The organism is Limoniibacter endophyticus (assembly GCF_014652835.1).
GTDB lineage: Bacteria > Pseudomonadota > Alphaproteobacteria > Rhizobiales > Rhizobiaceae > Limoniibacter > Limoniibacter endophyticus.
Map to the genome: position 1 here is coordinate 101116 of NZ_BMZO01000010.1, position 24699 is coordinate 125814.

22 protein-coding genes are annotated in these 24699 nt (G+C 56.5%); 7 read left to right on the forward strand and 15 right to left on the reverse strand.

Annotated elements, in window-relative coordinates:
- Window positions 1-33: 33 nt before the first annotated feature.
- Genes IE151_RS14820 through IE151_RS14830 form a run of 3 tightly spaced genes read right to left on the reverse strand, consistent with a single transcriptional unit; the run spans window position 34 to window position 4999 of the window.
- On the reverse strand, window positions 34-1104 hold the full coding sequence (locus IE151_RS14820; RefSeq protein ID WP_189491827.1) for an ABC transporter ATP-binding protein: 1071 nt from the start codon (window positions 1102-1104) through the stop codon (window positions 34-36).
- 6 nt (window positions 1105-1110) lie between these two features.
- Window positions 1111-2871, reverse strand: coding sequence for an ABC transporter permease (locus IE151_RS14825; RefSeq protein WP_189491831.1), 1761 nt, complete (start codon window positions 2869-2871; stop codon window positions 1111-1113).
- A gap of 43 nt (window positions 2872-2914) precedes the next feature.
- Window positions 2915-4999 carry an extracellular solute-binding protein gene (locus tag IE151_RS14830; protein WP_189491834.1) on the reverse strand — a complete coding sequence of 695 codons (2085 nt, stop codon included), beginning with the start codon at window positions 4997-4999 and terminating at the stop codon, window positions 2915-2917.
- 271 nt (window positions 5000-5270) lie between these two features.
- Here IE151_RS14830 and IE151_RS14835 point away from each other — a divergent pair, with 271 nt between their 5' ends.
- Window positions 5271-5723, forward strand: coding sequence for a GNAT family N-acetyltransferase (locus tag IE151_RS14835; protein WP_189491837.1), 453 nt, complete (start codon window positions 5271-5273; stop codon window positions 5721-5723).
- A gap of 39 nt (window positions 5724-5762) precedes the next feature.
- Here the strand turns inward: IE151_RS14835 and IE151_RS14840 are convergent, their stop codons facing one another.
- The 7 genes from IE151_RS14840 to IE151_RS14870 all read right to left on the reverse strand — a co-directional run bounded on the left by IE151_RS14840 (window position 5763) and on the right by IE151_RS14870 (window position 13201).
- Window positions 5763-6752, reverse strand: a complete 990-nt coding sequence (locus IE151_RS14840; RefSeq protein WP_189491840.1) for an SIS domain-containing protein — start codon at window positions 6750-6752, stop codon at window positions 5763-5765.
- 16 nt (window positions 6753-6768) lie between these two features.
- Window positions 6769-7731: an N-acetylglucosamine kinase gene (locus IE151_RS14845; RefSeq protein ID WP_244636803.1), complete on the reverse strand. Its 963-nt coding sequence runs from the start codon at window positions 7729-7731 to the stop codon at window positions 6769-6771.
- Complete coding sequence (locus tag IE151_RS14850) at window positions 7724-8833, reverse strand: ABC transporter ATP-binding protein (protein ID WP_189491845.1); 1110 nt, start codon at window positions 8831-8833, stop codon at window positions 7724-7726. The genes IE151_RS14845 and IE151_RS14850 overlap by 8 nt, the downstream gene beginning before the upstream one ends.
- A gap of 14 nt (window positions 8834-8847) precedes the next feature.
- Window positions 8848-9726: a carbohydrate ABC transporter permease gene (locus IE151_RS14855; RefSeq protein WP_244636805.1), complete on the reverse strand. Its 879-nt coding sequence runs from the start codon at window positions 9724-9726 to the stop codon at window positions 8848-8850.
- Window positions 9723-10610, reverse strand: coding sequence for a carbohydrate ABC transporter permease (locus IE151_RS14860; protein ID WP_189491849.1), 888 nt, complete (start codon window positions 10608-10610; stop codon window positions 9723-9725). The genes IE151_RS14855 and IE151_RS14860 overlap by 4 nt, the downstream gene beginning before the upstream one ends.
- A gap of 61 nt (window positions 10611-10671) precedes the next feature.
- Entirely contained in the window at window positions 10672-11937 is a 1266-nt protein-coding gene (locus IE151_RS14865) for an ABC transporter substrate-binding protein (RefSeq protein WP_210310898.1), read from the reverse strand.
- Window positions 11938-12076: 139 nt separating this feature from the next.
- The gene (locus IE151_RS14870; RefSeq protein ID WP_189491852.1) at window positions 12077-13201 is read right to left on the reverse strand and encodes an ROK family transcriptional regulator; all 1125 of its coding nucleotides are present in this window, start codon (window positions 13199-13201) and stop codon (window positions 12077-12079) included.
- 266 nt (window positions 13202-13467) lie between these two features.
- Between IE151_RS14870 and IE151_RS14875 the strand changes: the two genes are divergently transcribed.
- The 6 genes from IE151_RS14875 to IE151_RS14900 all read left to right on the forward strand — a co-directional run bounded on the left by IE151_RS14875 (window position 13468) and on the right by IE151_RS14900 (window position 20368).
- Window positions 13468-14475: an Ldh family oxidoreductase gene (locus IE151_RS14875; protein WP_189491855.1), complete on the forward strand. Its 1008-nt coding sequence runs from the start codon at window positions 13468-13470 to the stop codon at window positions 14473-14475.
- A gap of 178 nt (window positions 14476-14653) precedes the next feature.
- Window positions 14654-15619, forward strand: a complete 966-nt coding sequence (locus IE151_RS14880) for a branched-chain amino acid ABC transporter permease (RefSeq protein WP_244636806.1) — start codon at window positions 14654-14656, stop codon at window positions 15617-15619.
- Window positions 15619-17415 (forward strand): branched-chain amino acid ABC transporter ATP-binding protein/permease, encoded by a 1797-nt coding sequence (locus tag IE151_RS14885; RefSeq protein ID WP_244636808.1) that lies wholly within the window; start codon window positions 15619-15621, stop codon window positions 17413-17415. Before IE151_RS14880 ends, IE151_RS14885 begins: the two co-directional genes overlap by 1 nt.
- On the forward strand, window positions 17408-18115 hold the full coding sequence (locus tag IE151_RS14890) for an ABC transporter ATP-binding protein (RefSeq protein WP_189491858.1): 708 nt from the start codon (window positions 17408-17410) through the stop codon (window positions 18113-18115). The genes IE151_RS14885 and IE151_RS14890 overlap by 8 nt, the downstream gene beginning before the upstream one ends.
- Before the next feature lie 45 nt (window positions 18116-18160).
- A complete protein-coding gene (locus tag IE151_RS14895) occupies window positions 18161-19414 on the forward strand; it encodes an ABC transporter substrate-binding protein (RefSeq protein ID WP_189491861.1) in 1254 nt (417 codons plus the stop codon).
- Between the two features lie 69 nt (window positions 19415-19483).
- The gene (locus tag IE151_RS14900; RefSeq protein WP_189491864.1) at window positions 19484-20368 is read left to right on the forward strand and encodes an SMP-30/gluconolactonase/LRE family protein; all 885 of its coding nucleotides are present in this window, start codon (window positions 19484-19486) and stop codon (window positions 20366-20368) included.
- Here the strand turns inward: IE151_RS14900 and IE151_RS14905 are convergent, their stop codons facing one another.
- From IE151_RS14905 to IE151_RS14925, 5 genes are read right to left on the reverse strand one after another with little or no spacing between them, the layout of a single operon-like run.
- Window positions 20369-20788 carry a Zn-ribbon domain-containing OB-fold protein gene (locus tag IE151_RS14905; protein WP_189491867.1) on the reverse strand — a complete coding sequence of 140 codons (420 nt, stop codon included), beginning with the start codon at window positions 20786-20788 and terminating at the stop codon, window positions 20369-20371.
- 45 nt (window positions 20789-20833) lie between these two features.
- Window positions 20834-21997: a thiolase C-terminal domain-containing protein gene (locus IE151_RS14910; RefSeq protein ID WP_189491868.1), complete on the reverse strand. Its 1164-nt coding sequence runs from the start codon at window positions 21995-21997 to the stop codon at window positions 20834-20836.
- Between the two features lie 12 nt (window positions 21998-22009).
- Window positions 22010-23053, reverse strand: a complete 1044-nt coding sequence (locus tag IE151_RS14915; protein WP_189491871.1) for a quinone oxidoreductase family protein — start codon at window positions 23051-23053, stop codon at window positions 22010-22012.
- Window positions 23050-23487: a Zn-ribbon domain-containing OB-fold protein gene (locus IE151_RS14920; protein ID WP_189491874.1), complete on the reverse strand. Its 438-nt coding sequence runs from the start codon at window positions 23485-23487 to the stop codon at window positions 23050-23052. Before IE151_RS14920 ends, IE151_RS14915 begins: the two co-directional genes overlap by 4 nt.
- Window positions 23484-24617: a thiolase family protein gene (locus IE151_RS14925; RefSeq protein ID WP_189491877.1), complete on the reverse strand. Its 1134-nt coding sequence runs from the start codon at window positions 24615-24617 to the stop codon at window positions 23484-23486. Before IE151_RS14925 ends, IE151_RS14920 begins: the two co-directional genes overlap by 4 nt.
- Window positions 24618-24699 lie beyond the last annotated feature (82 nt).

Here is a 24699-nt window from a genome sequence, read left to right on the forward strand (position 1 = left end):
GGGTCTCGGATCATTTCGATTTCGGGCGGGGGATCAGGGGCGGAAAAGCAGGACGGCCTTCGGATCGATTTCGATCGTGATTTCGGCGCCGGCCGCGTGCCGCTCATTCAATATGAACGCAGCCATTTTCCCGCCGCCAAGGTCCAACTCGACGCGCCACTTGCCACCCTCGAACAGACTTTGCAGCACGTGTCCTTGAAGGCGCAGCGCATCTTCAGATGCGGGGCTGATACTGTCGGCGAGAACCGCCTCAGGGCGAAGCATCAGAACGACTTCGCCGCGAAAGCCTGAACCTATGTCTGCGCTCGCTGGAAGCATGACTTTTTGAGGACCTACCATAGCTGAAAGCAGACCATTTTTGTCGTCCCCGACAATCTGTGCAGGCACACGATTATCATAACCGGCAAGGCCAGCGATCCACTTCGAACGAGGCTTGGCAAATAGGTCTTGCGGATTGCCAATCTGTTCGATGCGTCCCTGTTTCAATACCACCAGAATATCGGCGAAACTGCTGGCCTCCAAAGGATCGTGAGTTACATAGAGTACCGTTTTGCCGAGCGTGCGGAACAGGCGTGCAAATTCCTTCCGCATTTCGAGACGCAGTTGAACATCGAGATTGGACAAGGGTTCATCGAACAATAGTAGATTCGGATTGGTAGCCAGGGCGCGTGCGATCGCGACGCGCTGCTGCTGACCACCGGAAATTTGAGACGGCAGGCGTTTTGCCAGCTGGGCGATCTGCATGGTCTCGAGAAGCTCCTGCACACGATGGGCGCGGTCTTTCTTGGTCTTGCGGTTCAGCCCGTAACCGACAATGCGCTCGACATTCATATGCGGCCAAAGCGCGTAATCCTGAAAAACCATGTTGAGGCCGCGCCTTTGGGGTTCCAGCACTTTCGCAGGTGTAGAGATTGCCGCGCCACCCAACCGGATTTCGCCGGCGCTGGGACGGTCCAGGCCAGCCACCAGTCGAAGTAGTGAAGACTTGCCGCAGCCGGAGGGACCAACGAGACAGGCAACCTTCCCTTCGGGAACCGTGAGCGACAGGTCATCGAGGACGATGTTCTTTCCATAGCGACGGGAGATGTTCAGGATCTCAAGCATGGGAAATCAGGCCTTTGGAGAAGCGATCAGCGCCCGCAAGGCGAACAATGTCACGGTGCGCAGGATGAAGATGATTGCGATGGTGGCGGAGCCGGCAATAAGGGTGGCCGCAGTGGCAGCCCCGAAAAGGCCCTGTTCGAAAGCGCGGTTGACGTAGACCGGAAGGACGTCGAGTCGGGGAGGGCGCAGGATCGAGTTGATAGCGAGGTCGAAGACCGCGGAGCCGAAGGCAGTTAAGGTTGCGGACAGCAGCGCCGCGGCAATTAGTGGCAGGATAATTGTGACGATGCGCCGGGTGAGGCCCGCTCCTTGGAGTGCAGCCGCCGAAAGCATGGATTCTGGGACCTGTGCCATTGCGCCGAGCAGCACACGGATGGCAATGGGGACCGCGCCTGCAATCCCCGCCAGTACGAGGATGGACGGACGACCATACAGCGAAAGATTAAATTCGCTCATGATGGGAGCGTTCCAGACAAAGATATAGCCGATGCCAAGCACTACGCCGGGAACCGCAAGACTCAATGTGCAGGTGACGTCGATCAGCTTGTTGAGGCGGAACTTCGAGAATATCAGTACGTAGGACGCGGCCGCCGCGAGCAAGGCGCTGCCGATGGCGGCAATGGCGGCGATCGCCAGCGAGTTGTGCAGCGCGGTTATAAAGGCGCCGCCCGTGCTCAATACGTAGCGGTAATGGTCCAGAGTGAAATTCTCGCTTCGGAAGCCGGCGCTGATGCGATGGGTGAAGGACACGAGCACGCTGGAGCCGATTGGGATGATCAGAAGAAGCAGGACTGCCGCCAGCGCAGTACCGTTCACAAAAAGATTGAGCGACGATTTCTCCTGTTGGAAGGGTTGTGCTTTTCCGCCGAGGAAATCGTAGCGCCGCCGCCGCACCAGGAAGAGATAGGCAAGTACCGCAAGCAGCATGATCGCGGTTACATAGAAGGCTAGCACCCCCGCAAGGTCAAACCGGATGGGAGACTGGTTGATTGCTACATAGATCGCATATGTCAGGGTCGGAAAACGGTATGTCGTGGCGAGCGCCGCCGGTAAGCCGAAATCGCCCAATACGTCGATGAAAATCAGGACCGCGCCTGATAAAACCGCGGGAAGCAACATGGGAATGCGGATGGTGGCCAGAACGCGCAGGGGCGAGGCGCCGCAGAGGCGTGCGGCGTGGGTGAAATCATCCATCTTCCATTGCAGTGCCGCAAGTACTGTAAGATATGCATAGGGGCTTGCCTTGATGCTCATGATGAAAACGAGCCCCCACGGGCTGAAGAGGGCAGCCGGCACGAAATCCAGGCCAAGCCAGGAGACGGCAAGGCCGCCCCGACTCCCGAAAAGACTCCATCCTTGAGCGAGAATGAAGGATGGCAGGATGATGGTCGCCCAGGCAGCGGTATCGAGAGTCCAGCCAAGGCGAAGCCCGGGCGATTGACGAAGAATCGCAAGCAGAGTCCCCAAAAAGCAGCCGAACAATGCAGAGGCACTCGCCAGAAACAGCGAGTTTTGGAGGGCCGCGCGCCAGAACGGACGATTGAAGATTTCGAGGAGGCCATTCAAAGTGAATGTTGTGGCCTGCGGCGAGAAAAGTCCGGGCAAAAAGGCCTGAATTAGAACCGTGGCAAGTGGAGCGAGAATCAGCACCATGAGTGAAACAACGACCAGCATGCCAAGGATGTCGTCAGCCCTGATCTGGGGCAGGATGCGCGAGCGGACTGCTGCCCGCTCGCCTCGATTTAAGGGGACAAAAACGTCGATCATATCATTCTCTTGAGAACAGTCGGGATTTGTCCCGCGGTTGCCGTCAGTTAACAGCGCGATCGGCAAACCAGGTCTTGATTTCCGCTTCGTGTTTCACGGCATATGCATCTGGAGCGACGCGGTAGACGAGGCCATCCTGCGGACCGTCGGCCCGGCGTGGTGCGCCCTTGACGGTAGGCTCGAAAAGCCCATCGGACTCACCCTTTTCCTGCAGATAGGCCTGTGTTTCAGGCTTCAGCAGCCATTCCACGAATTCCTGCGCGGCTTCAGGACGCTGCGTCTTCGCCTGAATGCCGACGCCACGGACGACACCGGGCGCACCTTCTTCCGGCCAGACAATTTCCACCGGAACTTCCTTCGAAGCCTTCAGCGTGTAAGCGACCTGCGAGGTGATCATTGCAACGGAAACTTCGCCTGCCGTGAGAGCACGACCAACTGGGCCGTTGGTCCGGAATACCCGCATGCCATTGTCGAAGAAGTTGTTGAAGAGTTCCTGTGCCTTTTCGGAGCCCATCGTATTGAAGAATTCAGCAACGCAAGGATAGGCGGGCGCGGCAACTGCCGGATCGGCCATGCCGAACATGCCCTTGAACCGCGGATCGGCAAGATCCGCATAATTGATGGGAGGTTGTTCAAGGAGATCCGGACGATAGATCATCACGCAAGATGCTGCCATGCCGATCGGAAACCAGGAGCGATTGTCCGGGAGATATTTCGATCCGATCTCATTGAGATTGTCGATGTTAGAGGGTGAAACGTCCCGCTTCAGAAGACCCTGCTGATCTAAACTATGGAAGCTATAGGAGCCGTTATAGATCAACACGTCCCATTGCGGATTGTTGGCTTCTGCTGCGATACGGGCCAGAATTTCGCCGCCGCTCATTTGTACCACGTCAATCTGGCGCCCGCTGTCGGCTTCAAAGCGGTCAGTGATTACGCCTTCAAAGTCATTCGTGTAGAGAACAAGAGGTCCCTGGGCATCTTCTGCGATTGCAACGAGAGGGAAACCCGCAGTTGCCATCGCGGCAATCCCGAGGGCTTTGAGGGAAGGGAGCATGGTAGGATCGCTTTCCGCCAGTTCAGGCTCAATGGGTGTGACCGGGTTGTTCGGTGTGGACACTCTTTGGCTAAGAGACGGATATGACAGTCCTGTAACATGGTCGCGTGACCGGGCGGGAACTTGTGGTTCCCGATTTGGAACACCCGCCGCGCGGCAAATGAATTTGTCTCGAACGACGGCATCCTTGATCAATTCGCCCATGGTATCGGCAACGTGACGGAGCGTCTTGTTCATCAGGCGACGCGAGGGAGCCAGGAGCGTAAAGGTGACCTCTGGACCGAGCCATCCGGGAAGCGCGGCCTTCAGCCGTCCGTGCCGGACATCGTCACGTATTGCAAATTCCGGTAGAAGTGCCAGCCCCAGCCCTTCCAGCGCCATTGTTCTCAACGCCCCGACGTCGGTCGTGATGAGATTTGGCCTTTGCGTGAGAAGGAGCGTTTGCCCATTGAACCGCTTGAAGATGAACGTCGATTGGTCGCTGTCGCGTCCGAATGTGAAGAGGCGAGTGCCAAGATCGATCACGCCGGTGTCAAAGCTTGCTGCTTCGGGCAAAATCGCTGGGACCCCGACCAGAAGCGTCGGATTGCGGCAGATACGTCGTTGAACGAGTGCTGTATCGCGCAGTTCCCAGGCATGGGCAATGACATGTAGGTCGTTTGAACTCGTAGAGCTTTCGAGAGAGTGATCCGAGATGTTGAGGGTAAGGGTCAGATCCTGAAACGGGCCACCCAGACCCGCCCAGGCCGTCGACACGAGGCCCCCCACGATCGGCGAGATACTTAGCTCGACCTTTCCGCCTATCTGCGTTTGTCCGTCCTTGACGATATTATCCGCGAGCTGGGCGATCTCGGTCATGGATTTACCGATTTCGTAGAGTTCGCGTCCCAGGGCCGTCAGCCGAAACTCCTCTCCGTTGCGGATGACGAGCAGGCCTTTGACCTGATCCTCAAGCGCCGCAAGCCTGCGACTCATAGTGGATTTGGGAAGATTGAAGACACGACCAGCCTTCACGATCCCTTGCTGCTCCGCAATACCGACAAACAGGCGCAGGTCATTCAGATCTAACATGTGGCCTCGAAGGAAACTATTCGTTGAGCCGTCTTAGTAATGGCTGCAAGTCACCGTTTTTTGACAGGCGTCGCGGCCCTTGTTGGGATCACGTCGATTTCAGGTCATCTGGGAATTGTTTTATCCATTGACGCGCCAATGTAAAAAGACATAGGTACTTGGCCAATTCGAAGGAGATTTATGCGCAGAGGCTTCAGCTTGAACCGCATATAGCGGTATCGCCTGGCACCGAAGGTGCTGGTTGTCTTTGCATATCTTCTTAGGAGTTCTCATGAAGAACCAGAATTTGGTGATCCGTGCCTTGGATTTGGCGACGGACGTCGACAAGCTGTCTGATATTTGGCTGGATGCTTCTCTCGCTGCTCATCCGTTTATAGGTGAGCTGCGACTATTGGAGCAACGGCAGTTGATAGAAGAAAAATACTTGCCAAATAGCGAGACCTGGGTTGCCTGTATCGGCCGCGAGCCCGTTGGCTTCATCAGCTTGATCGATACCTTTATCGGCGGGATATTCGTTGCCCCGGATCACCAGGAAGAGGGGATTGGACGAAGGCTCATCTCCTACGCCTTTGATCTCAAGGGCGAGCTTTCCTTGGAGGTCTATACGCTGAACTACCGAGCGGTACAGTTCTACACGACACTCGGTTTCCAGGAAGTGTCACGCAGAGCAACTGATGATGAAGGGCTTCCCTTCGAGAACGCGCTTTTGCGATTGAAGAGCTGATAGAAGGTGCCGGGCAATTTAGCCGTTGCCCGGCACCCCTTATGCTGCCACCTTTGTATCAGACATGCGGTATCGGAATTTGACGTCGGTCAATCCTGCTGCATCCGAGAGTTCGGCTGAGAAAAGCTGCGCTGTCAGGATATCGATGATCGCCTGTGCTACATTGTTCTTCATGTCGGGGACCCGAACGACAGTGAGCTTTTCACCGTCTTCAACGTCAGAAGCAGTCGTAATCAGCAGACAAGGGCAACCGATTGTATCGAGGTGACGAGCAAGCTCAACTTCACGACCAGCGCCGATTATGACGACCCCCGTTGTCGGATCCATTGCCTCCATAGGCCCGTGGAGGTAATGGCGTGTATCGTAGGCCGACGCCGGGATGCGGGCAGCTTCCCGAATGAGGAGTGAAGCGCCATCTGCGGTACCAAGCGATGAACCCGCGCCGACGCAGTCTATAGCCCGGCGATCCGCAAAATGCGTGCGAAGACGTGCCATTTTGGTCGCTGCATCTGCTAGAACGATGCTTGCCGTCTCGGAGACGGTTTCCCAATCGGTAGACCCGCCGGTGATCCTGTCGATCAGCATGCCTGCTGCAAGTAGAGTCGCTGTATAACCAGTGCTCGACGGGGTCGCGTCGCCGCCATTATTGAGACGAAGATGCACGTTGGACACTTTGGCAAGGGGGCTGTCGGGATCGTTGGTAACCGCCACGCGTTCAGCAGAAGGAAGCTTTTCCAGGGCAATGACGGTTTCTACACTCCGGCCTCGATGTGAAAGGCCGATGAGAACATCGCACAGATCATGACCCGCATACATGTCGCATGAACGGATCGCGAAAGCGCGCCGTCCTCTTGTCTGCAGCTCGCCGGCAACGACGACTGCTGCGGCAAAACTCGCGCCAATTCCGGTTATGCCAATGACGGATTTTTCGAGCGAGGAGGAGTCGAGCTTTGCAAGTTCGTCACGAATGACGGCATAAGTGTCAGCGAGCGCCTCAGGCTGACGAGCAATGGTGGAACGATAGCTCACGGAATTTCCTTTCGGGTCATGAATGAGAAGAAAAGGATGTCTGTCGAGAGGGAAGCCCCGCCTGGGCGATATCGAGCGCGAGTTGGCAGGCGCCCTCGACTGGCGGGCCTTGGAATAGATGTGCCGTCAGCTTCGCTTGGCCTTGTGCTTTTAATCCTTCGGTGAAGGCTTGCCAGAGGCGCGGCTGGGAGGAGATTACACCACCACCGGCAACGGCATGGTCTGCGTCAACGCCGCGTGAACGTAAGCGTGTCACAAGGCCGGCGAGGGCAGCACCATTTTCGTTGATTACTTGTTCGGCCAGGGAAGATCCTTGATCAACAGCTGCAAAAACCGCAGGCGCGTGAGCACCGATGGCCGCCGCACTGCCAAGGCCAGCGAGGACGCTGCCCATCCGCGATGGCGAGGGCACGGCAAGGCTGCTCATCAGAGCGGTGCAGAGCGGTTCGTCAAGGCCGCCTCCTCGATCGAGGTGAAGAGCAACTGCACGCGCCGCATCGCGAACAATGGCAGCCGCGCTACCTTCATCACCAATCGCCCATCCCCAGCCGCCCGCGACCTGCATTTTGCCTTCAGCCGTCCGACAGACTGCTATCGACCCCGTTCCGGCAACGACTCCTATCTGATAGCGCAATCCCAGGGCGAGTGGCATCAGCTCTGCGTCGTTGACGACGCTGATAGGAACCGAGGAGCGCCTCCGGAACTCGGTTTCGAAAGCTTTGCACTCGTCATCATCGTCGCAGCCATGTGCGCCTATGCCGATGGCGGACAGAGTAGCGGTTCCGGCAAATTCACGGATGAGTGCAAGCAGCGCCTGTGCGTCCTGGGCCCAGTCGCGACGGCGCCAATCTTTGGAAGGCCGGACCAGATCTTCCGTTCTCTCGCTGGTTCGCAAGCGTAAATGTGTTTTGGTACCGCCGATGTCGATACCGAGAATATTCATGCCGGGAGCTGTTTCGCTCGAGATCATCTTACGCATCTGATTTCGGCCGAATGCGATTGCCATCGGGGCCAAACAGCAAGACATTTGCTACGCTGGCGCAGGCGCGAAGTCTCGTTTGGCCGAGATAGTTGTGGCGGTTGCCGCGGATGATCACCTTCGTGCCATCGTCCAGTATCAAATGAACATAGGTGATATCGCCAAGTTGCTCCGCAAAAGTGACCGCGCCTTCGATGACGAAATGATCGGGAGGGACTGTACTGTCATCGCTCAAGACGTCCAGATGATGCGGACGAACGGCGATGTCCACCATAGTGGTCGCGCTGCTGTCGAATCCTTGGAATGGAATGGTGACAGTGCTATCGCCCATCAGTAAGCGAACTGTGTGGGCGGATGATTCCATGATCGTGCATGGAAGAAAATTGATGCGCGGCGAGCCGACGAAACCTGCCACGAACTTGTTGTCCGGGTCGTCGTAGAGATGTAGTGGGTGCCCCGCCTGCTGTATGTGGCCACCGTTCATTACCACCATCTTGTTGGCAAGGGTCATGGCTTCTACCTGATCATGTGTGACGTAGATCATCGTAGTGCCGAGGCGGCTATGCAGGTCCATCAGTTCCGTACGCATCTGGACGCGTAGTTCAGCGTCCAGATTCGAAAGGGGTTCATCGAACAGGAATACCTTGGGTTCGCGTACAATTGCGCGCCCGATGGCGACCCGTTGCTTCTGGCCGCCGGAGAGCTGACCTGGCTTGCGATCGAGAAGTGCATCGAGTCGCAGGATTGCGGCGGCCTTTGCGACACGTTCATTGATGAAGGCCTTCGGCTTTCGTGCCATGCGCAAGCTGAAAGAGATATTGTCCCGCACGGTCATATGCGGATAGAGCGCATAGGATTGGAAAACCATCGCCGTGCCGCGCTGCGCGGGCTCGATGTCATTTACCACTTGACCGGCGATTGAAATTTCGCCGGATGAAATCGCTTCCAGCCCGCTTATCATGCGAAGAAGCGTCGACTTACCGCAGCCTGATGGTCCGACGAAGACGACGAACTCACCCTGCTCGATCTCAAGGTTGACATTTTCAAGCACATTGACGGTGCCATAGGTTTTGGAAAGGGAGGAGATATCGAGAAAAGCCATGAGGTTACCTGTAACTATCCCTTTGAACCGGACATCGCGACGCCTTCGACGATCTTGCGTTGGAACAAGAGGAAGAAAATCAGTGGCGGGACGGCTGCCAGAAGATTCGCCGTCATAACGATGTCGACGGTGAGATGTGAGAGCGGGGCGTTGAAGAGACCGACGACCTGGCCGACAGTGTACATTTTTGGGTCTGGTGCTACGATGAGTGGCCACATGTAATTGCCCCAGGTCTGGATGAATGTCAGAATAGCCAGGGTTATCAAGGCATTGCGAGATAGCGGTAAAACGATATGCCAGTAGATCGCAAAGTGGCCGGCCCCATCGAGACGGGCGGCCTCGATCATGTCGCGCGGAATGGATTTCATGAACTGCACGAGCATGAACAGGCCGAATGCTGATGCCAGCCCCGGAACAACCAAACCTTGCATCGTGTTGATCCAGCCTAGTCTGGCCGTCAGAAGATATGTCGGGATGATCGTAACCGCTGTCGGCACCATCAGGGACAGCATGATGATCGCAAACAGGATGCGTTTGCCGCGGAATTCGAAAAGAGCGAACTCGAAAGCAGCCATGGATCCGAAAAGAAGAACCCCTAGAATTGTAAGGCCTGCATATAGGATCGAGATAAGATAAGCGCGAAAATACTGCGTTTCGGTGAGTACGGTGCGGATCTTGTCCACACCTGCGCTGAACGAAGTTGGGAACAGGCGCGGATTGATCGAAACTGGCTCGCCTGGAACAGCGAACACGACATTGATCATCCACCAGATTGGAAAGATCGCGATAATCGCAACTGAAATGGCCACGGTCCATCGCAGGATTTGCCAGACGGTAACGCGGGGCCTGGAACGGTGTTTTCGAGCGGAGTTTTTGTTCATTGTCAGGGTCATCGGCGGCTCCACCACGTACGTAGTCCAAACATGATGAAAGTGATTGTGATGATCGCAATCGTCAGCAGAAAGCCATATGCTGCTGCCTCGCCGAAGTTCACAGAGCCGAAGCCGCGCCCCATCATGTCCATAACCGGAAAGAGCAGCGCGTTTCGGCGTCCGCCGTAGGAACCGAACGACGAACCGGTCAGCAGCCACGGAGTGTCGAAAACCTGCATTGCCGAGATCAGGCCATAGGTCAGCACGAAGAATAGCACTGGTCCGAGCATCGGGATGGTGACGTGTATGACCTGCTGCATTTTGTTGGCGCCGTCGAGGCGGGCCGCTTCATAAAGCTCGCTCGGAATATTCTTCAGGCCTGCGAGAATGATTACCATGTTGAAGCCCGCCGACACCCAGACATCCACGGCGATCAGGGCATAGATCATTGTCCCGGTGTCATTGAGAAAATTGATCGATGGAATGCCGAACCAGCTGAGGATCATGTTCAGCAAGCCGAAGCTCGGTGCATAGATCCAGCGCCAGATCGTTGCCGCAAGAAAGGCCGGTAGGGCGACCGGAAGAAAATAGGCACTGCGGAAGAAGTTGGCCCAGCGACCGGTGAAGCTGTCAACAAGCACGGCGAGAAGAAACGCGATGGTGATGCCGACCGGCACTGTGATCGAAATATAAAGCGCGAGATTTCCCGCCGCACGCTCGAAATCGCGCGAATTGAAAATCCGCTCGTAATTCGCGAGACCTACAAACTGCGCCGGTTGAGCCGCATTCCAGCTGTGAAAGCTGTAAAACAGACCACTCATGATAGGGTACAGGAAAAAGGCCGCAAACAATATGATGAACGGCGCGATCATCATGTAGTGCAAGGTCAACCGGTGTGTTCGCATGAATACTGTCCCGAGGGGCAGCCGATACTAGACGGCCGCCCCATGCAGTTGGATATTGCGATTATTCAGCGAGGCATTCGTTCAGTTCGCTGATCATCTCCTCGGCCCCTTCGGCGGGCGTGTACTCGCCATCCGCAGTTGCGGCAGCGTAGTCGACTACCGTCGAGAGATAGCAATTTGGAACCGAACCAACGAAGTAAGGGGGCTGAACGTCCAGTGTATTTTTTACCGCTTCGACCGATTTCGCGATCAGAGGCAATGCGTTGACTTCCGGATCGGTCATTGCAGCCGAGTTCGAGTTGAAGCGCGACAGAAGGAGTGCCCAGCGCTTCATCTGGTTCTGTTCCGCAACGTAGGCTGCGAATTCCCAGGCTATGTCTCGGTTGGGACCTGGGGCGACGCCGATGAACTCATAGTTTTGGATGCCTCCGTGCTTTCCCTCGCTGATTCCTGGGACAAGCACGAAATCATACTTGAGCTTGCCATTCTTTGCGGCCTGCTCATACGTGGGGTTGACCCATGGACCGATCGTATGAAACGCCAACTGATCAGAGATGAACAGGTCGCGCGTAGCCTGATCATTACGGCTCGTACCGCTCGTCAGAGGTTTAAGCTCCACGAACATCTCGAGCACTTTTGTCATCGTGGGTACGTCGATCTTGGTTTTGCGGTTGGCCCAGTCGATACCCCAGACGGAATTGTCTCCGGCGACGCCATACATTTCGGCGACCGAATTGAAGATTAATGTCTGGTCTGGAATGGCATAGGCACCGGCTTCCTTGACCTTCTTCATCTGCTCAAGCCATTCAGCCCAGGTTGCAGGCGGCTTGGAAGTATCGATACCGGCTTTCTCGAGGACGTTCAAATTGCGGAACATCAAAGACCCGTAACCAGTATAGGGAAGGCAATAAAGCTTATCGGGTTCCGGCATACACTTCTTGATGGCTTCCGGATCGAACTGCGCGCGAAACTCTTCAGGCATCGCCATCCACTTGTCGTAGACGTTGTCCAGTGCTCCCACATCAACAAGCTGTGCGCCAACCCACAACGAGTTCATGAAAACATCTGGAGTATTGCCACTTGCCGCACCGGCGACCTGACCAGCCGTGAGATCATCATCACCGCGGCCGCTTATATTGATGGTTGCGTCCGGATGTTTCTTCGTAAACTCGGTGATAAATTCGCGTTGCATCTCGCCAGCATCACCTTGGGCAAAATCGGAATAAACCCAATAATCGAGCGTCTGCGCACTGGCAGACGACATAGCAAAACCCGTCATCATAGCGGCTGCGCAGACACCGCGCACAAACATGCCATTCTTGAGCATAGCTGCCCCTCCTCTGATTTCAGTTCCCGTGCCAGCGTGGGTCGCCAGCCTACATTCTTATGTGTTAGGCAACTTAACAAACAAATTTGGGTGCCACAATAGGCTTGTGATGAAAAACCGCTCCAATGTGTTTGATCTGCTAGCCGACCAGCTTTGCAAGCGACGAGTCGATTGCGAGCTTTTCGATGCCGAGCACTGTGGCTTCCGACCCCAAAGGACTGCTGACGATTTCGACGGGGTAGGATAGTTGCGATGCAACCTGTTGGACACGCGGTGCAAGTAGTGGCGACGAACCGTAGCCGCCGCCTAAGACAACTAGACCTGGATCGACGACGCTGACGCAGGCGGCCACCACTGCGCCAATGTCAGCCGCATGACGAGCAACGTGACGAATTGCTTCTTCGTTACCATCCGCCGCAAGGTAGAGAAGTTGCGCCGTATCTCCAGGGGCGAGGGTATTGCCATCGTTCCAGTTCGATTGAACGCGGGCCATGAAAGCCTCGGTTCCCAGGTAACGCTCGACTTCTCCCGCAATGGGCTGCATCGAAGGGCCAACAGGGTAGGGTAGATGGCCGATTTCACCAGCAGCGCCATTGCGTCCTCGGATCAAGTGCCCTGAAAGCATCAACCCCATCCCGATTTTAAAGCCGATCTGGATGTAGGCGAACGTGGATGTTCCCAGTGCAGCACCATGCAGATGCTCTGCCACAGCGGCGCAGTTCACATTGTTCTCAAGAAGAATGTCGACATCTTCCGGTGGTGTGAAATGCGAGAAGATTCGGTTCTGCCCGGTGGAAACAACGTCGCCCGGCGAGCTAACCACGCGTGATGGTAATGCTATGCCGAACGTCCGCAGCGGCCCCCATTCCTCATTCGTTTCGGCCAATGCCGCGGCGACTTCGCCAGCGACAGCGCGGCTGATGTCTTCACTCAGCATGACCTGATTTTCCGAAAGCCTATAGGTTCTGCTGAGAAGAAGTCTACGATCAAGCGTAGAAACGCGCAGGCGAACGTGCGTCGAGCCCGCATCGACGGCGATAACATGTCCTGCGCCGCGACCGACCCGGTATTTCGCAGCCTTCCGCCCAGTCGTTCCGCTGACCACGCCAATAGTTTTGACGAGATCTAACTTTTCCAGCTCCGTTACTGCGGCGGACATGGTGGGGCGGGACAGGTCGAGCGCCGCACCGATCTGGGGGCGGGTAGAGGCCCCTTCGAAGGCAAGATGCTTGAAGACCGCGCGCGCACTACTCGTTAATGTCAAAGCTTTCCCGGCCAATGTACGCTCGTTCGATTGTTAACGTATTTAACATTTGCCACAACATAATTAGGCGGTAAAGCTTGCTGGGCGGCCGCGATACAGTATCCCGACCTATTTGCGCCGGTCCTTGCGCTGTCAGACGTATAGCTGGTTTGCCTGCGCGCGCAGCAGCGCAAAAAAGCTTTCATGGTAACCTCGCCCTGAAAACGGATCGTTGGCGCTGCCGTATAATTGAGGGCCCGCACAACCTTCCGAGCGGGAGGAACCACATGCGCCTGACTATTTCCGACGCTACGTCCCTGGCACAAAATGTCATGGTTGCGTTGGGTTACACCCAAAGCCAAGCGAAAATCGCTACGGATCATCTGATCGACAGCGAACTACGAGGCCTCACCTATGCAGGCTTTTCACGTATCCTCAGCATTGCGGATCACCTTGCGCGCAAAGGTCTTTCAAATCGCGCGATTTCCATCATGCAGGAGACGCCGGTCTCGGCTCGTCTCGATGGAGCAGACAATCTGGGCTACCTTGTCGCGCAGCGGGCCACCGAGATTGCCATAGAAAAGGCCTCTGCTGGTGGCATTGCCATCGTCGGTGCCAGCGATACCTGGTACACCGGAATGCTTTCTTATTATGCCGAACAGGTGGTGGCGCGCGATCTCGTCGTCATGATTGCCTCCAACGCTTCCCCCTGGGTCGCACCGCATGGAGGCACAGAAGGGCGCTTCGGCACCAATCCGATCTGCTTCGGTTTCCCAAGTGCCGATAAGCCGGTGATCTGGGACATTGGCACCTCTTCTATCATCCATGCCCAGGCGGTACTCGCCAAGCGATTGGGCAGACCCTTGCCGGACGGCACTGCCTTTGGGCCGGATGGGCGGCCGACAACCGACCCGGAAACAGCGCTTGCCGGAGCCTTTACCCCATGGGGTGGACATCGCGGCAGCGGCTTGGCGCTTGTCGTGCACCTACTCGGAATGCTGGCCGGCTCACCGATGATGCCTGGTGAACTGGAGGGCTTCGGTTATCTGGCGATCGCCGTCAAACCTGATCTTCTCACTCCGCTTGATGCATTCAAACGCGAGGTGGCAGCTTACTCGGAGCTGGTGCGTGAAACACGGCCTGCCGACCCGAACGATCCGGTGCGTATGCCTTTCGATCGTTCGCGTGCTGACCGAGATGCGCAAAAGAGCATGAATTTTATCGAGATACCTGACCCGATCCACGCCGCGGTTCTTCAGATTGCGGACGGCAAGGTTGGTGAACGCGATAAGTAGGCGAAGACTATAGCAGGTATGCGTCTGGAGGACGTTGTTTCCCGGCTCCGGACTTGAAACTCTGCACTCGGGAGAACTGACAAATAATTGTGCAGTGGGAGGAACATGCCATGCCTATGTTTCCGCCTCGCCAGATCTTGGCGAACGTAACCGGCCCGTTTTCGTGGAGGGTTGTCCGATGATGACACCCGGCATGATGATGGCGGAAAATTTCCTGCAAGCACTTGCAGCAGGTCTGATGGTCGGTTGCCTCTATGGTCTCATGTGTACGGGGCTTGGCATGATCTTCGGGATCATGCGGGTAATCAATTTCGCGCAGGGCGACCTGATGATGCTCGGCATGTATTCCGCGTGGTATCTGTTCGCCGGTTTCGGAGTTCTGGCTTTTCTCGGTCCCTATTTTGGGCCGGTGGTGGCAGCTGTCCTGACGGGCCCCATTCTCTTCGTGATTGGGTATTTTCTGCACCAGTTTCTGGTTTCGAGAGTAACCGGGGTGAAAGTCGCGGCGACCGAGGGGGCGGGCCACTATGCGCAGCTTATTTTGACGCTCGGTATCGCCCTCATTCTCCAGAATGGCGGCCTGATCACGTTCGGTTCCGAACCTGTGTCGATGCGCACACCCATGTCGTCCAGCGCGTGGGAGCTTGGACCGTTTTGGGGAGATTTCGTCTCCATCTTCGTCAACAAGGCACGTGCGGTCGGTGCAATCGTCTCGGTGGTGGTTGCCGTCGGTCTTTTCATGTTTGTGACGCGGTCCCGTCTCGGCAAAGCGTTACGTGCTTCCGCAGACAACCCGGAGGCAGCACTTTACATGGGGGTAAATGTCGATAAGGCGCATCGCATCGCATTCGGTATAGGCACGGCTGTGACGGCCATAAGCGGCGGTCTCGTTGCGATGTATTATCCCTTTCAACCGTATGTCGGACTTGAATTCGTCATCGTTATGTATGCGGGAGTCGTGCTCGGGGGCCTTGGCTCGATTATAGGTGCCTTCTGGGGTGGCATGACCATTGGCCTTGTACAACAGCTGTCGACGCTACTGCTGCCAATCCAACTGCAAAACACCGCGATCTTCGCCGTATTTCTTCTAGTCATCTTCTTCCGTCCGCAGGGCCTGTTCGGCACCAATGTGGAGCGAGTCTGATGAATGATCAAAAATCGACACGCAATACAATGGTAACGATCGGGCTACTCAGCCTGGTCTATCTGGCGCTGGTTTTCATGGCACCGGATCGTTATTACCAACTCATGCTGGCCTTGGTCGGCGTCTGGGCAATCATGGGAATTTCCTGGAATATTCTTTCAGGCTATTCAGGCCTCGTCTCCTTCGGGCACGCTGCTTTCTTTGGACTTGGTGCCTATACCGTCATTCTGTCGCTGGTGCATTTCGACCTGACGCCCTGGATCGGCCTGCCTCTGGCAGCAGTGGTTGGGGCTGTCGCCGGCATCATCGTGGGTTTACCCACTTTTCGGCTGCGCGGGCACTACTTTGCTCTTGCCATGCTCGCCTATCCGCTCGCGCTGCTATATGTCTTCGAGTGGATGGGGTATCAGGAAGTAGCGCTGCCGATGAAGCGCGAAAATCCAATCCTCTACATGCAATTCAGCGACACGCGCATCTATTGCTTGATCGTACTGGCTATGTTGGTCGCTGCGATCTACATCTCACGCAAAATCGAAACCTCCCGCTTCGGCATGTCGCTTCTGGCGATCAAGCAAAACGAGTTAGCGGCTGAAGCAGCCGGTATCGAAACACGAAAGTGGAAGCTGCGGGCAATTGCAGTTTCTGGTGCCATCGCCGGCATGATAGGTGGTTTTTATGCCATCCTGCTCATCGTCGTGACACCCCCTAGCGTGTTCTCCATGCTTACCTCGGCACAGGCGCTCATCGTTGCTTTGTTCGGCGGCATTGGCACGGTCTGGGGCCCGGTCATTGGCGCTTCAATTCTCATCCCGTTGTCGGAAACCCTGCATGCGGAGCTCGGAAATGTTCTTCCGGGCATTCAGGGCGTGGTGTTCGGTGTTGCCATCGTGCTCGTTATTCTTCTGGCACCTGAGGGTATTTACTGGAAGGTGCGGGATTTGCTGCGCAAACGGACGAACCGTGACACACCGGCAAATGGCCCTGCTTTGCCTAATGTCGAACCTCTTGCCAACAATCTGGTATCCGATGTCTTCAAGGTCGAGGATATGGAAGAAGCTGCGGCAGGTAAGATCATTCTTGAAGTCCGCAATTTGTCAAAGTCCTTTGGCGGGCTGAAGGCGGTGCAGGACGTCTCCTTCACAGTTACGGAGGGGCGCATCGTCGGCATTATAGGCCCAAATGGTGCCGGCAAGACGACCTTGTTCAACGTTCTTAACGGCTTTTATGCGCCCAGTTCCGGCGAAGTCATCTACGAAGGCGAGAACATTGCGGGACTCCAGCCGAGCGCGATCTGCAAGCGTGGCATCGGTCGAACTTTTCAGGTCGCACGTCCGTTCACGCGGCTTTCGATCCTGGACAATGTGCTTGTCGGCGCATTCGTTGGGGCCGATACTGACGCTGAGGCGCTCACAAACGCACGCCAGGCGCTCGATCTTGTTGGCTTGGAAAACAATCACGACCGCATAGCCGACGGCCTGACGGGCATGGAGCAGCGCCTGATGGAGCTGGCACGCGCGCTGGCAGGGCGCCCACGCATTCTTTTTCTCGATGAAATTCTGGCAGGCCTTGGCTCTACCGAAGTGGCCGAGATGATCGGTGTTCTCAAGCGCCTGACCAAGTCAGGCATCACCATCATCATCATCGAGCACACCATGCAGGCAATGCTGCAACTGGCCGATCATTTCGTCGTGCTCGATCATGGTGCGTTGCTCGTTGAGGGCAGGCCGCAAGACGTGATCCGTGAGCCGGCCGTTATTGAGGCGTATCTGGGAAAAAGGTGGCGGGAACGTGCTTGAAATCAGCAATATCGAAGCCGCCTATGGCGGCGTGAAAGCGTTGTCAGGCGTCTCGCTTTTGGTCAAACCGGGCGAGTTCGTGTCGGTAGTCGGTCCCAATGGAGCCGGCAAAACCACGCTCTTCAAGGTAATTGCCGGAACGGTCCCGAACAAGGCCGGGCAAATCCGGTTTGGCGGTCGAGACCTGGGAAGGGTGCCGCCACATGAGCGACCGCATCTGGGAATTGCTCATGTTCCAGAGGGGCGGCAAGTTTTTCCTAATCTGACAGTCGAAGAAAATCTCCAAATGGGGGCCTACACAAAAGCGGGCCGCCGGGACTGGAAGGAGAATTTCGATTACATCGTCAACCTTTTCCCGATCCTCAAGGAACGCCGTAAGCAACAGGCGGGTACTCTGTCCGGAGGCCAGCAGCAGATGCTGGCCATCGGACGGGGATTAGCTTCCTCACCAAAGCTCCTGATGCTTGATGAGCCATCCATGGGGCTTGCGCCCACCGTAGCGGATTCGATCTTCGAAGCGGTGGTTGACATCCGAGCGGCTAAGAACGTCTCAGTGCTTCTGGTTGAGCAGCGGGCCGTGGAAGCCCTGGAGTCCTGTGATCGGGGTTATGTAATCGAGACGGGACGCGTCGTTCTGGAGGGAAAACAATCAGAACTCTTGTCGGACGATCGTGTCCGTCAGGCCTATCTCGGCATGTGAGGATATGCCGTGACATGAATGCTGAATTGTAACTGGGAGGAAACCATGTTCACACGCAGACGCATGCTTACGACAGCGCTAGCAGCCACGGTGGCCCTCGGCGCTCTCGGCACATCTCCGGCAATACTAATGGCGCAGGACGCGGAGAAGACCGTCAAGGTAGGGCTAATAGCCCCTATGTCGGGTCCCTGGGCGCGACAGGGCGATCTGATGCTCAAAGGTGCACGGCTGGCCATTAAGGATGTTAACGACGCCGGGGGCATCAAAAGCCTTGGGGGAGCCAAGCTCGAACTTGTCGAGGTGGACACGGGCGATACCGCCGAAAAGGCCAAGAATGCGGCCCAGCGGATGGTGTCGCAATATCCTGACCTGGTTGCCGTGACCGGTGCTTGGCTCTCATCGTTTACACTTTCGGTATCGGAAGTGACTGAACGTGCAGAACTGCCGATGTTGACACTGTCCTATTCGGATCAGATCACCTCTCGTGGGTTCAAATACATCTTCCAGCTGCCACCCACAGGTGTGATCCAGGCACAGACCGCCATGCCGGCCTTGATGAAGGTGGCTGAGACGGCCGGCGCCAAGCCAATGACGACGGGCATCATTTCCGACAACACGGCCTCCTCAACCAGTTTCGCCAAACCCATCCGCGAGGGTGCTTTGAAGGAACTGGGTATAGAATTGAAATTTGACCAGACCTTCACGCCACCTCTGGCGGATGCAACGGCACTGGTTCAGCAGGCACGCTCGCACCGTCCCAACTTTCTGATCATGCTGGGAACTGCCGTTCCCGACGATAAGTTGCTCCTTGAGAAGGTCAACGAGTTCAATCTCGGCGGCGGGCGCATGCCGATCATCTCTTCTGGCGCGCATATGGGTGCACCGGAACTCCTGAAGAATGTGGGAGCGGAATTGCTTGAAGGCGTGATGACGGTCGTCGGCAATTGGGGTGCCAAAGGGCAGGAAGAGATTATTCAGCGTTTCAAGGAAGAAACCGGTGAGCCGTGGATGACGCAGGACTCGATTTCAGCCTATGGCGATATCCAGCTGATGGCCTATGCGCTGGAACAGGCGAAGGAGGCGGACAAGAGGAAAGTTGCCGAAGCGTTGCGCTCGGTCGATTTGGAAGGGTCCGATGGTCCGGCGGCCTTCTATCCGGGGTCTGGCATCAAGTTCGACGAGGCGGGCCACAATACTCGCGCCAACCTGATTATTGTGCAGTGGCAGGCGGGGGAACCGGTTCCGATCTATCCACCGGAGTCGGCGCTTGCTGAACCGATCTGGCCGAGCGGCGGCTAGACCGTAAATGTTCAGGATCGACGCTTGCAAACAACAGGCGTCGGTCTGGATTTCTCAACGGAGAAAGCGATGCCTGTCAAAATTGGGGATTTCGAAATAGCGGCACAAACGCTGGATATTATCGGCGAGGTGCCGCTATGGGACCATCGCATCCAGCGACTAAGCTGGATAGATATCTTCAAGCCGGCGCTGCATCGTCTTGATCCGGTAAGCGGCGAGGTGGAGAGCTTCACCCCTCCCGAAAAGCTTGGAGCCTACGCGTTAACCAAAGGGGATGACGTTCTAACCGGCGGACGAGGCGGCATCGGCAGGTGGATCCCGCGAACGGGCGAATTTCTCCGTCTTGCCGAGCCGGAAACCGACATGCCCGATAACATTCTCAATGATGGGCGTACCGATCCGCGTGGCCGGTTTCTGATAGGCAGCATGAACAAACGGCTCTCAGGCGCAACTGGTAAGCTATGGCGTATCGATCCGGACGAGCGTGTCGTCTTGCTGCAAGACGAGGACATATGGTTGCCGAACTCGATCTGCTGGAGTCCTGATGGCAGCACGTTTTATATGGGAGATAGTCATTCCAATACTATATTCGCGTATGATTATGATCTGACCGAAGGAGCGATTTCCAACAGGCGGGTCTTTGCGGAGACCGCGGATCTTCCGGGCGATGTCGATGGCTCCAGCGTTGATGCCGAAGGTTATGTCTGGAATGCCCGCTTCGGCGGTGGTTGCATCGTGCGTTTCGCACCTGACGGAAGTGTCGATCAGATTATCGAGACGCCCGTCTCGCGTCCTGCACATTTGGCTTTTGGTGGTCCGGATCTGAAAACCATCTATTTGACGACAGCAACTTTCCGTCTTTCGCCCGAAGAATTGGCAAAAGAACCCTGGGCGGGCGCTGTTCTGCGCTGCGAATGCGGGGTGAGCGGGCTGAAGGAAACGATCTGGGGCTAATTATATCTTCCTGAAGCAAGGAAGGGTTAGGTCGTCATCGATCTTCTGGAACGCGACCTGAACCTTATCTCCCACGGCAGGAGACTGGCTGCCTTCTCCAACCAGCTTCGCGGTGAGACGCGGGCCTTCCTCCAGCTCCACCTGCACGACATTGTATGGCACATCAGCGGCAAAAGCCGGAAACCAGACCTTGTGCACAATGACGAATGTCGAAATCGTGCCGCGTCCGGTAGCTTCTCGCCATTGCAGCCGATCACTGAAGCAGAACGGGCAGACAGGCCCCGGGACAAGATGGGGCTTGCCGCAATCTTCGCAGAAGGGCAGGACCAGTTTTTCTTCCTGACAGGCATCCCAGAATGGCTTGTTGTCCGGGCTGATGCGGGGGCGAGGTTTCTCGGTTACGCCTTGATGCAAGCTCATCTTAGTCTCCTGGTCATTGTTGCTGCAATTGAGGATGGGGGTGCCTCAAGCGGTCATGATGACGGAGTCGCCCCAGACGGTGCCCCATTGCAGGACCTCCGCTTTTGGCAATTGCCGCGAACCTGCCGTACCCCGTATCTGCCGCACCATTTCGCGGATATGATTCCAGCCGGCAACATGAGCCTCCGATAATAGTCCTCCGCTTGTGTTTACCGGAAGCTCACCATCGGGACCGATCGTGCCATTCTGCACAAAATCGGCTGCTTCACCCGCACCGCAGAAGCCGTAACGCTCCAACACGAACAGGACGAGAGGCGAAAAGGCGTCGTAGGTATAAAGGGCATTGACGTCGCCGCGTTCGATGCCAGCCTGTCCATACACCGCGCGATCAATGGGGCGAGAATGTACGTCACTGGTCGGTTGTTGGCCGATCCCCAACCCGGGCGGGGCAAAGATGAATTCGTCGCGACCGCTGCGGATGCCCTGCATGCCAGCAATCTTGACCGGTTTTTGCCTCATGTCACGCGCGCGTTCCGCCGTAGTGACAAGTGTCACGACGGCACCGTCGGTGATCAGGCAACAATCGAACAGGTGCAGCGGATCGACCACCATACGGGACGTCTGATGCGCATCGAGCGTCAGTTCCTGTTTCATTATCGCATCCGGGTTACGCAATGCGTGTTTCCGGATTGACATTGGTACGGCAGCAAGTTTTTCGCTCGTTGCGCCATAACGGGCCATGTAGCGCTGCATGCTGAGCGCTGCACCACCTGCCGGTGCGGTCAGGCCGTAGACCGGGCTTTCTCCATGCGTCCCACCCTCCTCGCGGTGACCCTCGATATCGCCCGGACCGCCTAGAATGTCGCGCTCGCGTGTGAAACTGATGGCGGTCACGCACGCGACCACATCGGCTAGACCAGCCGAGACGGCGAGGGCAGCGTGCTGCAAGGCGTTGGTCACGAAGCGACCGTGCAGCCACGACTGGTTGACATAACGCACATTGAGGCCGAGCCCTTCGGCAACCCGGTCATAGTCGAGTCCGACGGGCCAGCCCATATGGATCGACAATCCGTCAACATCTTCTCGCTTCAACCCCGCATCCTCGAGCGCGGCTCGCAATGCTTTCGAGGCAAGTTTGAGCTGACTATCAGGAAGAAAGCGTCCGAACTCCGAGGAGCCTATGCCTGCGATAGCGGCGTTGATCTTCATAGGAATATCCTTCTAGAGGCGAGGTTGCAGGACTATTCGCCCCGCGACGTTGCCCGCCTCCACAAGCTCATGCGCGCGTTTTGCCTCGTGGAGAGGCAGCCGGTCCGCGACGATGGGCTTGATCTGCTTTCGCGCGACAAGATCGAGACATTGGCGCAATTGCTCCCGGGTGGTGGAGGTGGCGGAAAGCATCGAGATGTTTTTCAGAAACAACTGGGCGGGGTTGAACGGAACGAAATCGCCAGTCAATTGACCGATGAGTAGCCAACGTCCCCCAACCGCTATGGATTTCCGGATTGGGTCGAACAGCAAATTGCCAACATTGTCGACGGCGACATCCACGCCCTGGCCATTAGTAAGTTGGCGTACGGTCCTCGAGAAATCCTCGCCACGCTCGTGGATGACAACCTCGTGTGCTCCAAGCTCCCGCAATTGCTCGGCTTTGGCTTTCGACGTGGTTTGCGCAATGACGCGAGCACCCTGTAAACGGGCAAACTGAATTGCGGCCATGCCAAGCCCGCCGCCCGAACCGGTGATCAGCACCGTTTCGCCAGCCTGTACCTGCCCCACCCGGCGCATGGCGTTGAAGATTGTACCGATAGTGCAGGCGGTGATTGCCGCCTCAGCCATATCGACCCCCTCTGGTACCAGGACGACATTGTCGTTCTCGACCGCAACATACTCGGCGTAGCCCCCGACAAGGCCATAGTCGCCGAGGAACTTGCGATCATCACACAGCGGCTCATAACCTGTACGACAATGAGCGCATCCCCCGCATATGTGATAGCGTTGGGTAGTGGCTACCCGGTCTCCCGGCCTGAAATCGTGTACGCCGGGCCCGGTACCCACCACGGTTCCTGAGATTTCATGTCCGAGAATGAGCGGCATCTTCACGCCGGCTTTCAAGGTGCCATTGCGCGTCACGATGTCATGGAAACAGACACCACAGCTATCGACTCTGATGACGACATCTTTGTAACCAGCGATTGGTTCGTCGATATCGCACATTTTGAGGACGTCGATGCCGCCCGGATTCTCCACGACGACGGCTTTCATCGCCTTGCCTCCAGCGGTTTGAATTTCAGCAAGGTGAGTTCATCGTCGATACGCTCGAAGACGGCTTCCATCGTCATGCCTGAACGCAGTTCATCATCGTCGATACCGATCGGGTTCGAGTAGAACCGTAGATCTGCATCATCCATTCGCACCTGAATGACCGCATAGGGCATGTCTTTCACAAATCCAGGAAAGTAGCACTTGTGAAAGACGCAGAAGCTTTCGATGGTGCCCTGCGTACCGGTTGCCTCCCATGAAAATTCGGGGCTATGGCAATGAGGACAATAGCGGCTCACAGGAAAGCGTTTGCGCTTGCAATGGCTGCACTGCTGAACGCGGATTTCACCTTCGCGGAGGCCCTGCCAGAAGGGGCGCTCCGGCCCGTCAAGACGTGGGCGCGGGCGCGGCGGTAGAGCGGTTCCGGACGCGATCATGACGGCTCCTTCGAATAAACGATTGAGGAACAGACGGGTGCGGCGGCCGCGTAGTGAATATTTTTGGCGTCATCGACCTGCCGATCCCCGCATTCGCCGCGCAATTGACGAACTGCTTCGACATTGAGCGCCCAGCCTTGCATATAACTCTCTGAGAGATGTCCACCCGACGTGTTGGTGGGAAACCGCCCGCCGAGCCGCAAATGGCCCTCACCGACGAAGGGACCGCTCTCGCCCTTGCCGCAATAGCCGCAGCCTTCCAGACTGAAGAGCACAGTAGGCGAAAAATTGTCGTAGATCATTAAGGCCGACATGTCCTCATGTCGCACTCCGGCCGCCAAAAAACTGCGTTTCGTCACGCTCTCCATGGCGCCGAACCAGAAATCGTCTGGAGGAAAGGTCGAGTCGGAAAAAACTGTCTGCAACGCTGAGCCACGAATATGAACGGGGGGTTTGCGCAGATCTCTTGCACGCTCGGGCGTTGTTATGATGATCGCGACCCCTCCATCATTGATCAGACAATAATCGAGAAGACGGAGCGGATCGCAGATCATGCGGGCGTCGAGATAGGCGTCGAGGTCGAAGCGTTCGCGCATCACGGCTTTTGGATTGCGAGCGGCATGATTGCGAAACGCAATGGCTACCTCGGCCAGATGCTCCGCTTTGGTTCCATAGAGTTCCATGTGCCGGCGCATCATCAGCGCATGGAAGGCGCCGGGTGACGTCATGCCATAAGGAAACCAGAGACCGTTGCCCCCAGACCCATAACTGTCCTCTGCGCCGCCATACGCCACGCCGGCAGACCGGCCATTATTACCATAGACCAGTGCGACGGTCTTATGCCGGCCACTCATGACAAGCGAGATTGCAGTGTCGATGCAGATGGCGGCGAAGCGTCCGTGTCCGGGGGTGATCGTCACATATTCCGGATCGATGCCCGCAATTTCACAAAAACGCTGATAATCCGGGATACGGTTGATGATTAGCGCGTCAATGTCAGAAAAGCCGAGACCTGCGTCGTCGAGCGCTTCGGTGAGAGCCCACATGCCAAGGTCATATGCATCATGATCGGGCATGCGCCCCCAATCGGTTGTCCCAACGCCGGCGACGGCGGCACTGATGCCGGCCATGCTTTTCCTCCCATATGCGTTCATGAGACGAAGGTGCGGCAAGTAGCGAGCGAGGGGAAGTGCGATCCGTCGATAGCTGTTA

Coding starts and splice junctions, on each gene's coding strand:
- IE151_RS14825 (WP_189491831.1), bottom strand. CDS start 2,871: ATGATCGACGTTTTTGTCCCCTTAAATCGAGGCGAGCGGGCAGCAGTC.
- IE151_RS14920 (WP_189491874.1), bottom strand. CDS start 23,487: ATGATCGCGTCCGGAACCGCTCTACCGCCGCGCCCGCGCCCACGTCTT.
- IE151_RS14910 (WP_189491868.1), bottom strand. CDS start 21,997: ATGAAGATCAACGCCGCTATCGCAGGCATAGGCTCCTCGGAGTTCGGA.
- IE151_RS14845 (WP_244636803.1), bottom strand. CDS start 7,731: ATGCGTAAGATGATCTCGAGCGAAACAGCTCCCGGCATGAATATTCTC.
- IE151_RS14835 (WP_189491837.1), top strand. CDS start 5,271: ATGAAGAACCAGAATTTGGTGATCCGTGCCTTGGATTTGGCGACGGAC.
- IE151_RS14880 (WP_244636806.1), top strand. CDS start 14,654: ATGATGACACCCGGCATGATGATGGCGGAAAATTTCCTGCAAGCACTT.
- IE151_RS14900 (WP_189491864.1), top strand. CDS start 19,484: ATGCCTGTCAAAATTGGGGATTTCGAAATAGCGGCACAAACGCTGGAT.
- IE151_RS14850 (WP_189491845.1), bottom strand. CDS start 8,833: ATGGCTTTTCTCGATATCTCCTCCCTTTCCAAAACCTATGGCACCGTC.
- IE151_RS14830 (WP_189491834.1), bottom strand. CDS start 4,999: ATGTTAGATCTGAATGACCTGCGCCTGTTTGTCGGTATTGCGGAGCAG.
- IE151_RS14855 (WP_244636805.1), bottom strand. CDS start 9,726: ATGACCCTGACAATGAACAAAAACTCCGCTCGAAAACACCGTTCCAGG.
- IE151_RS14915 (WP_189491871.1), bottom strand. CDS start 23,053: ATGAAAGCCGTCGTCGTGGAGAATCCGGGCGGCATCGACGTCCTCAAA.
- IE151_RS14860 (WP_189491849.1), bottom strand. CDS start 10,610: ATGCGAACACACCGGTTGACCTTGCACTACATGATGATCGCGCCGTTC.
- IE151_RS14820 (WP_189491827.1), bottom strand. CDS start 1,104: ATGCTTGAGATCCTGAACATCTCCCGTCGCTATGGAAAGAACATCGTC.
- IE151_RS14925 (WP_189491877.1), bottom strand. CDS start 24,617: ATGGCCGGCATCAGTGCCGCCGTCGCCGGCGTTGGGACAACCGATTGG.
- IE151_RS14865 (WP_210310898.1), bottom strand. CDS start 11,937: ATGCTCAAGAATGGCATGTTTGTGCGCGGTGTCTGCGCAGCCGCTATG.
- IE151_RS14905 (WP_189491867.1), bottom strand. CDS start 20,788: ATGAGCTTGCATCAAGGCGTAACCGAGAAACCTCGCCCCCGCATCAGC.
- IE151_RS14895 (WP_189491861.1), top strand. CDS start 18,161: ATGTTCACACGCAGACGCATGCTTACGACAGCGCTAGCAGCCACGGTG.
- IE151_RS14875 (WP_189491855.1), top strand. CDS start 13,468: ATGCGCCTGACTATTTCCGACGCTACGTCCCTGGCACAAAATGTCATG.
- IE151_RS14885 (WP_244636808.1), top strand. CDS start 15,619: ATGAATGATCAAAAATCGACACGCAATACAATGGTAACGATCGGGCTA.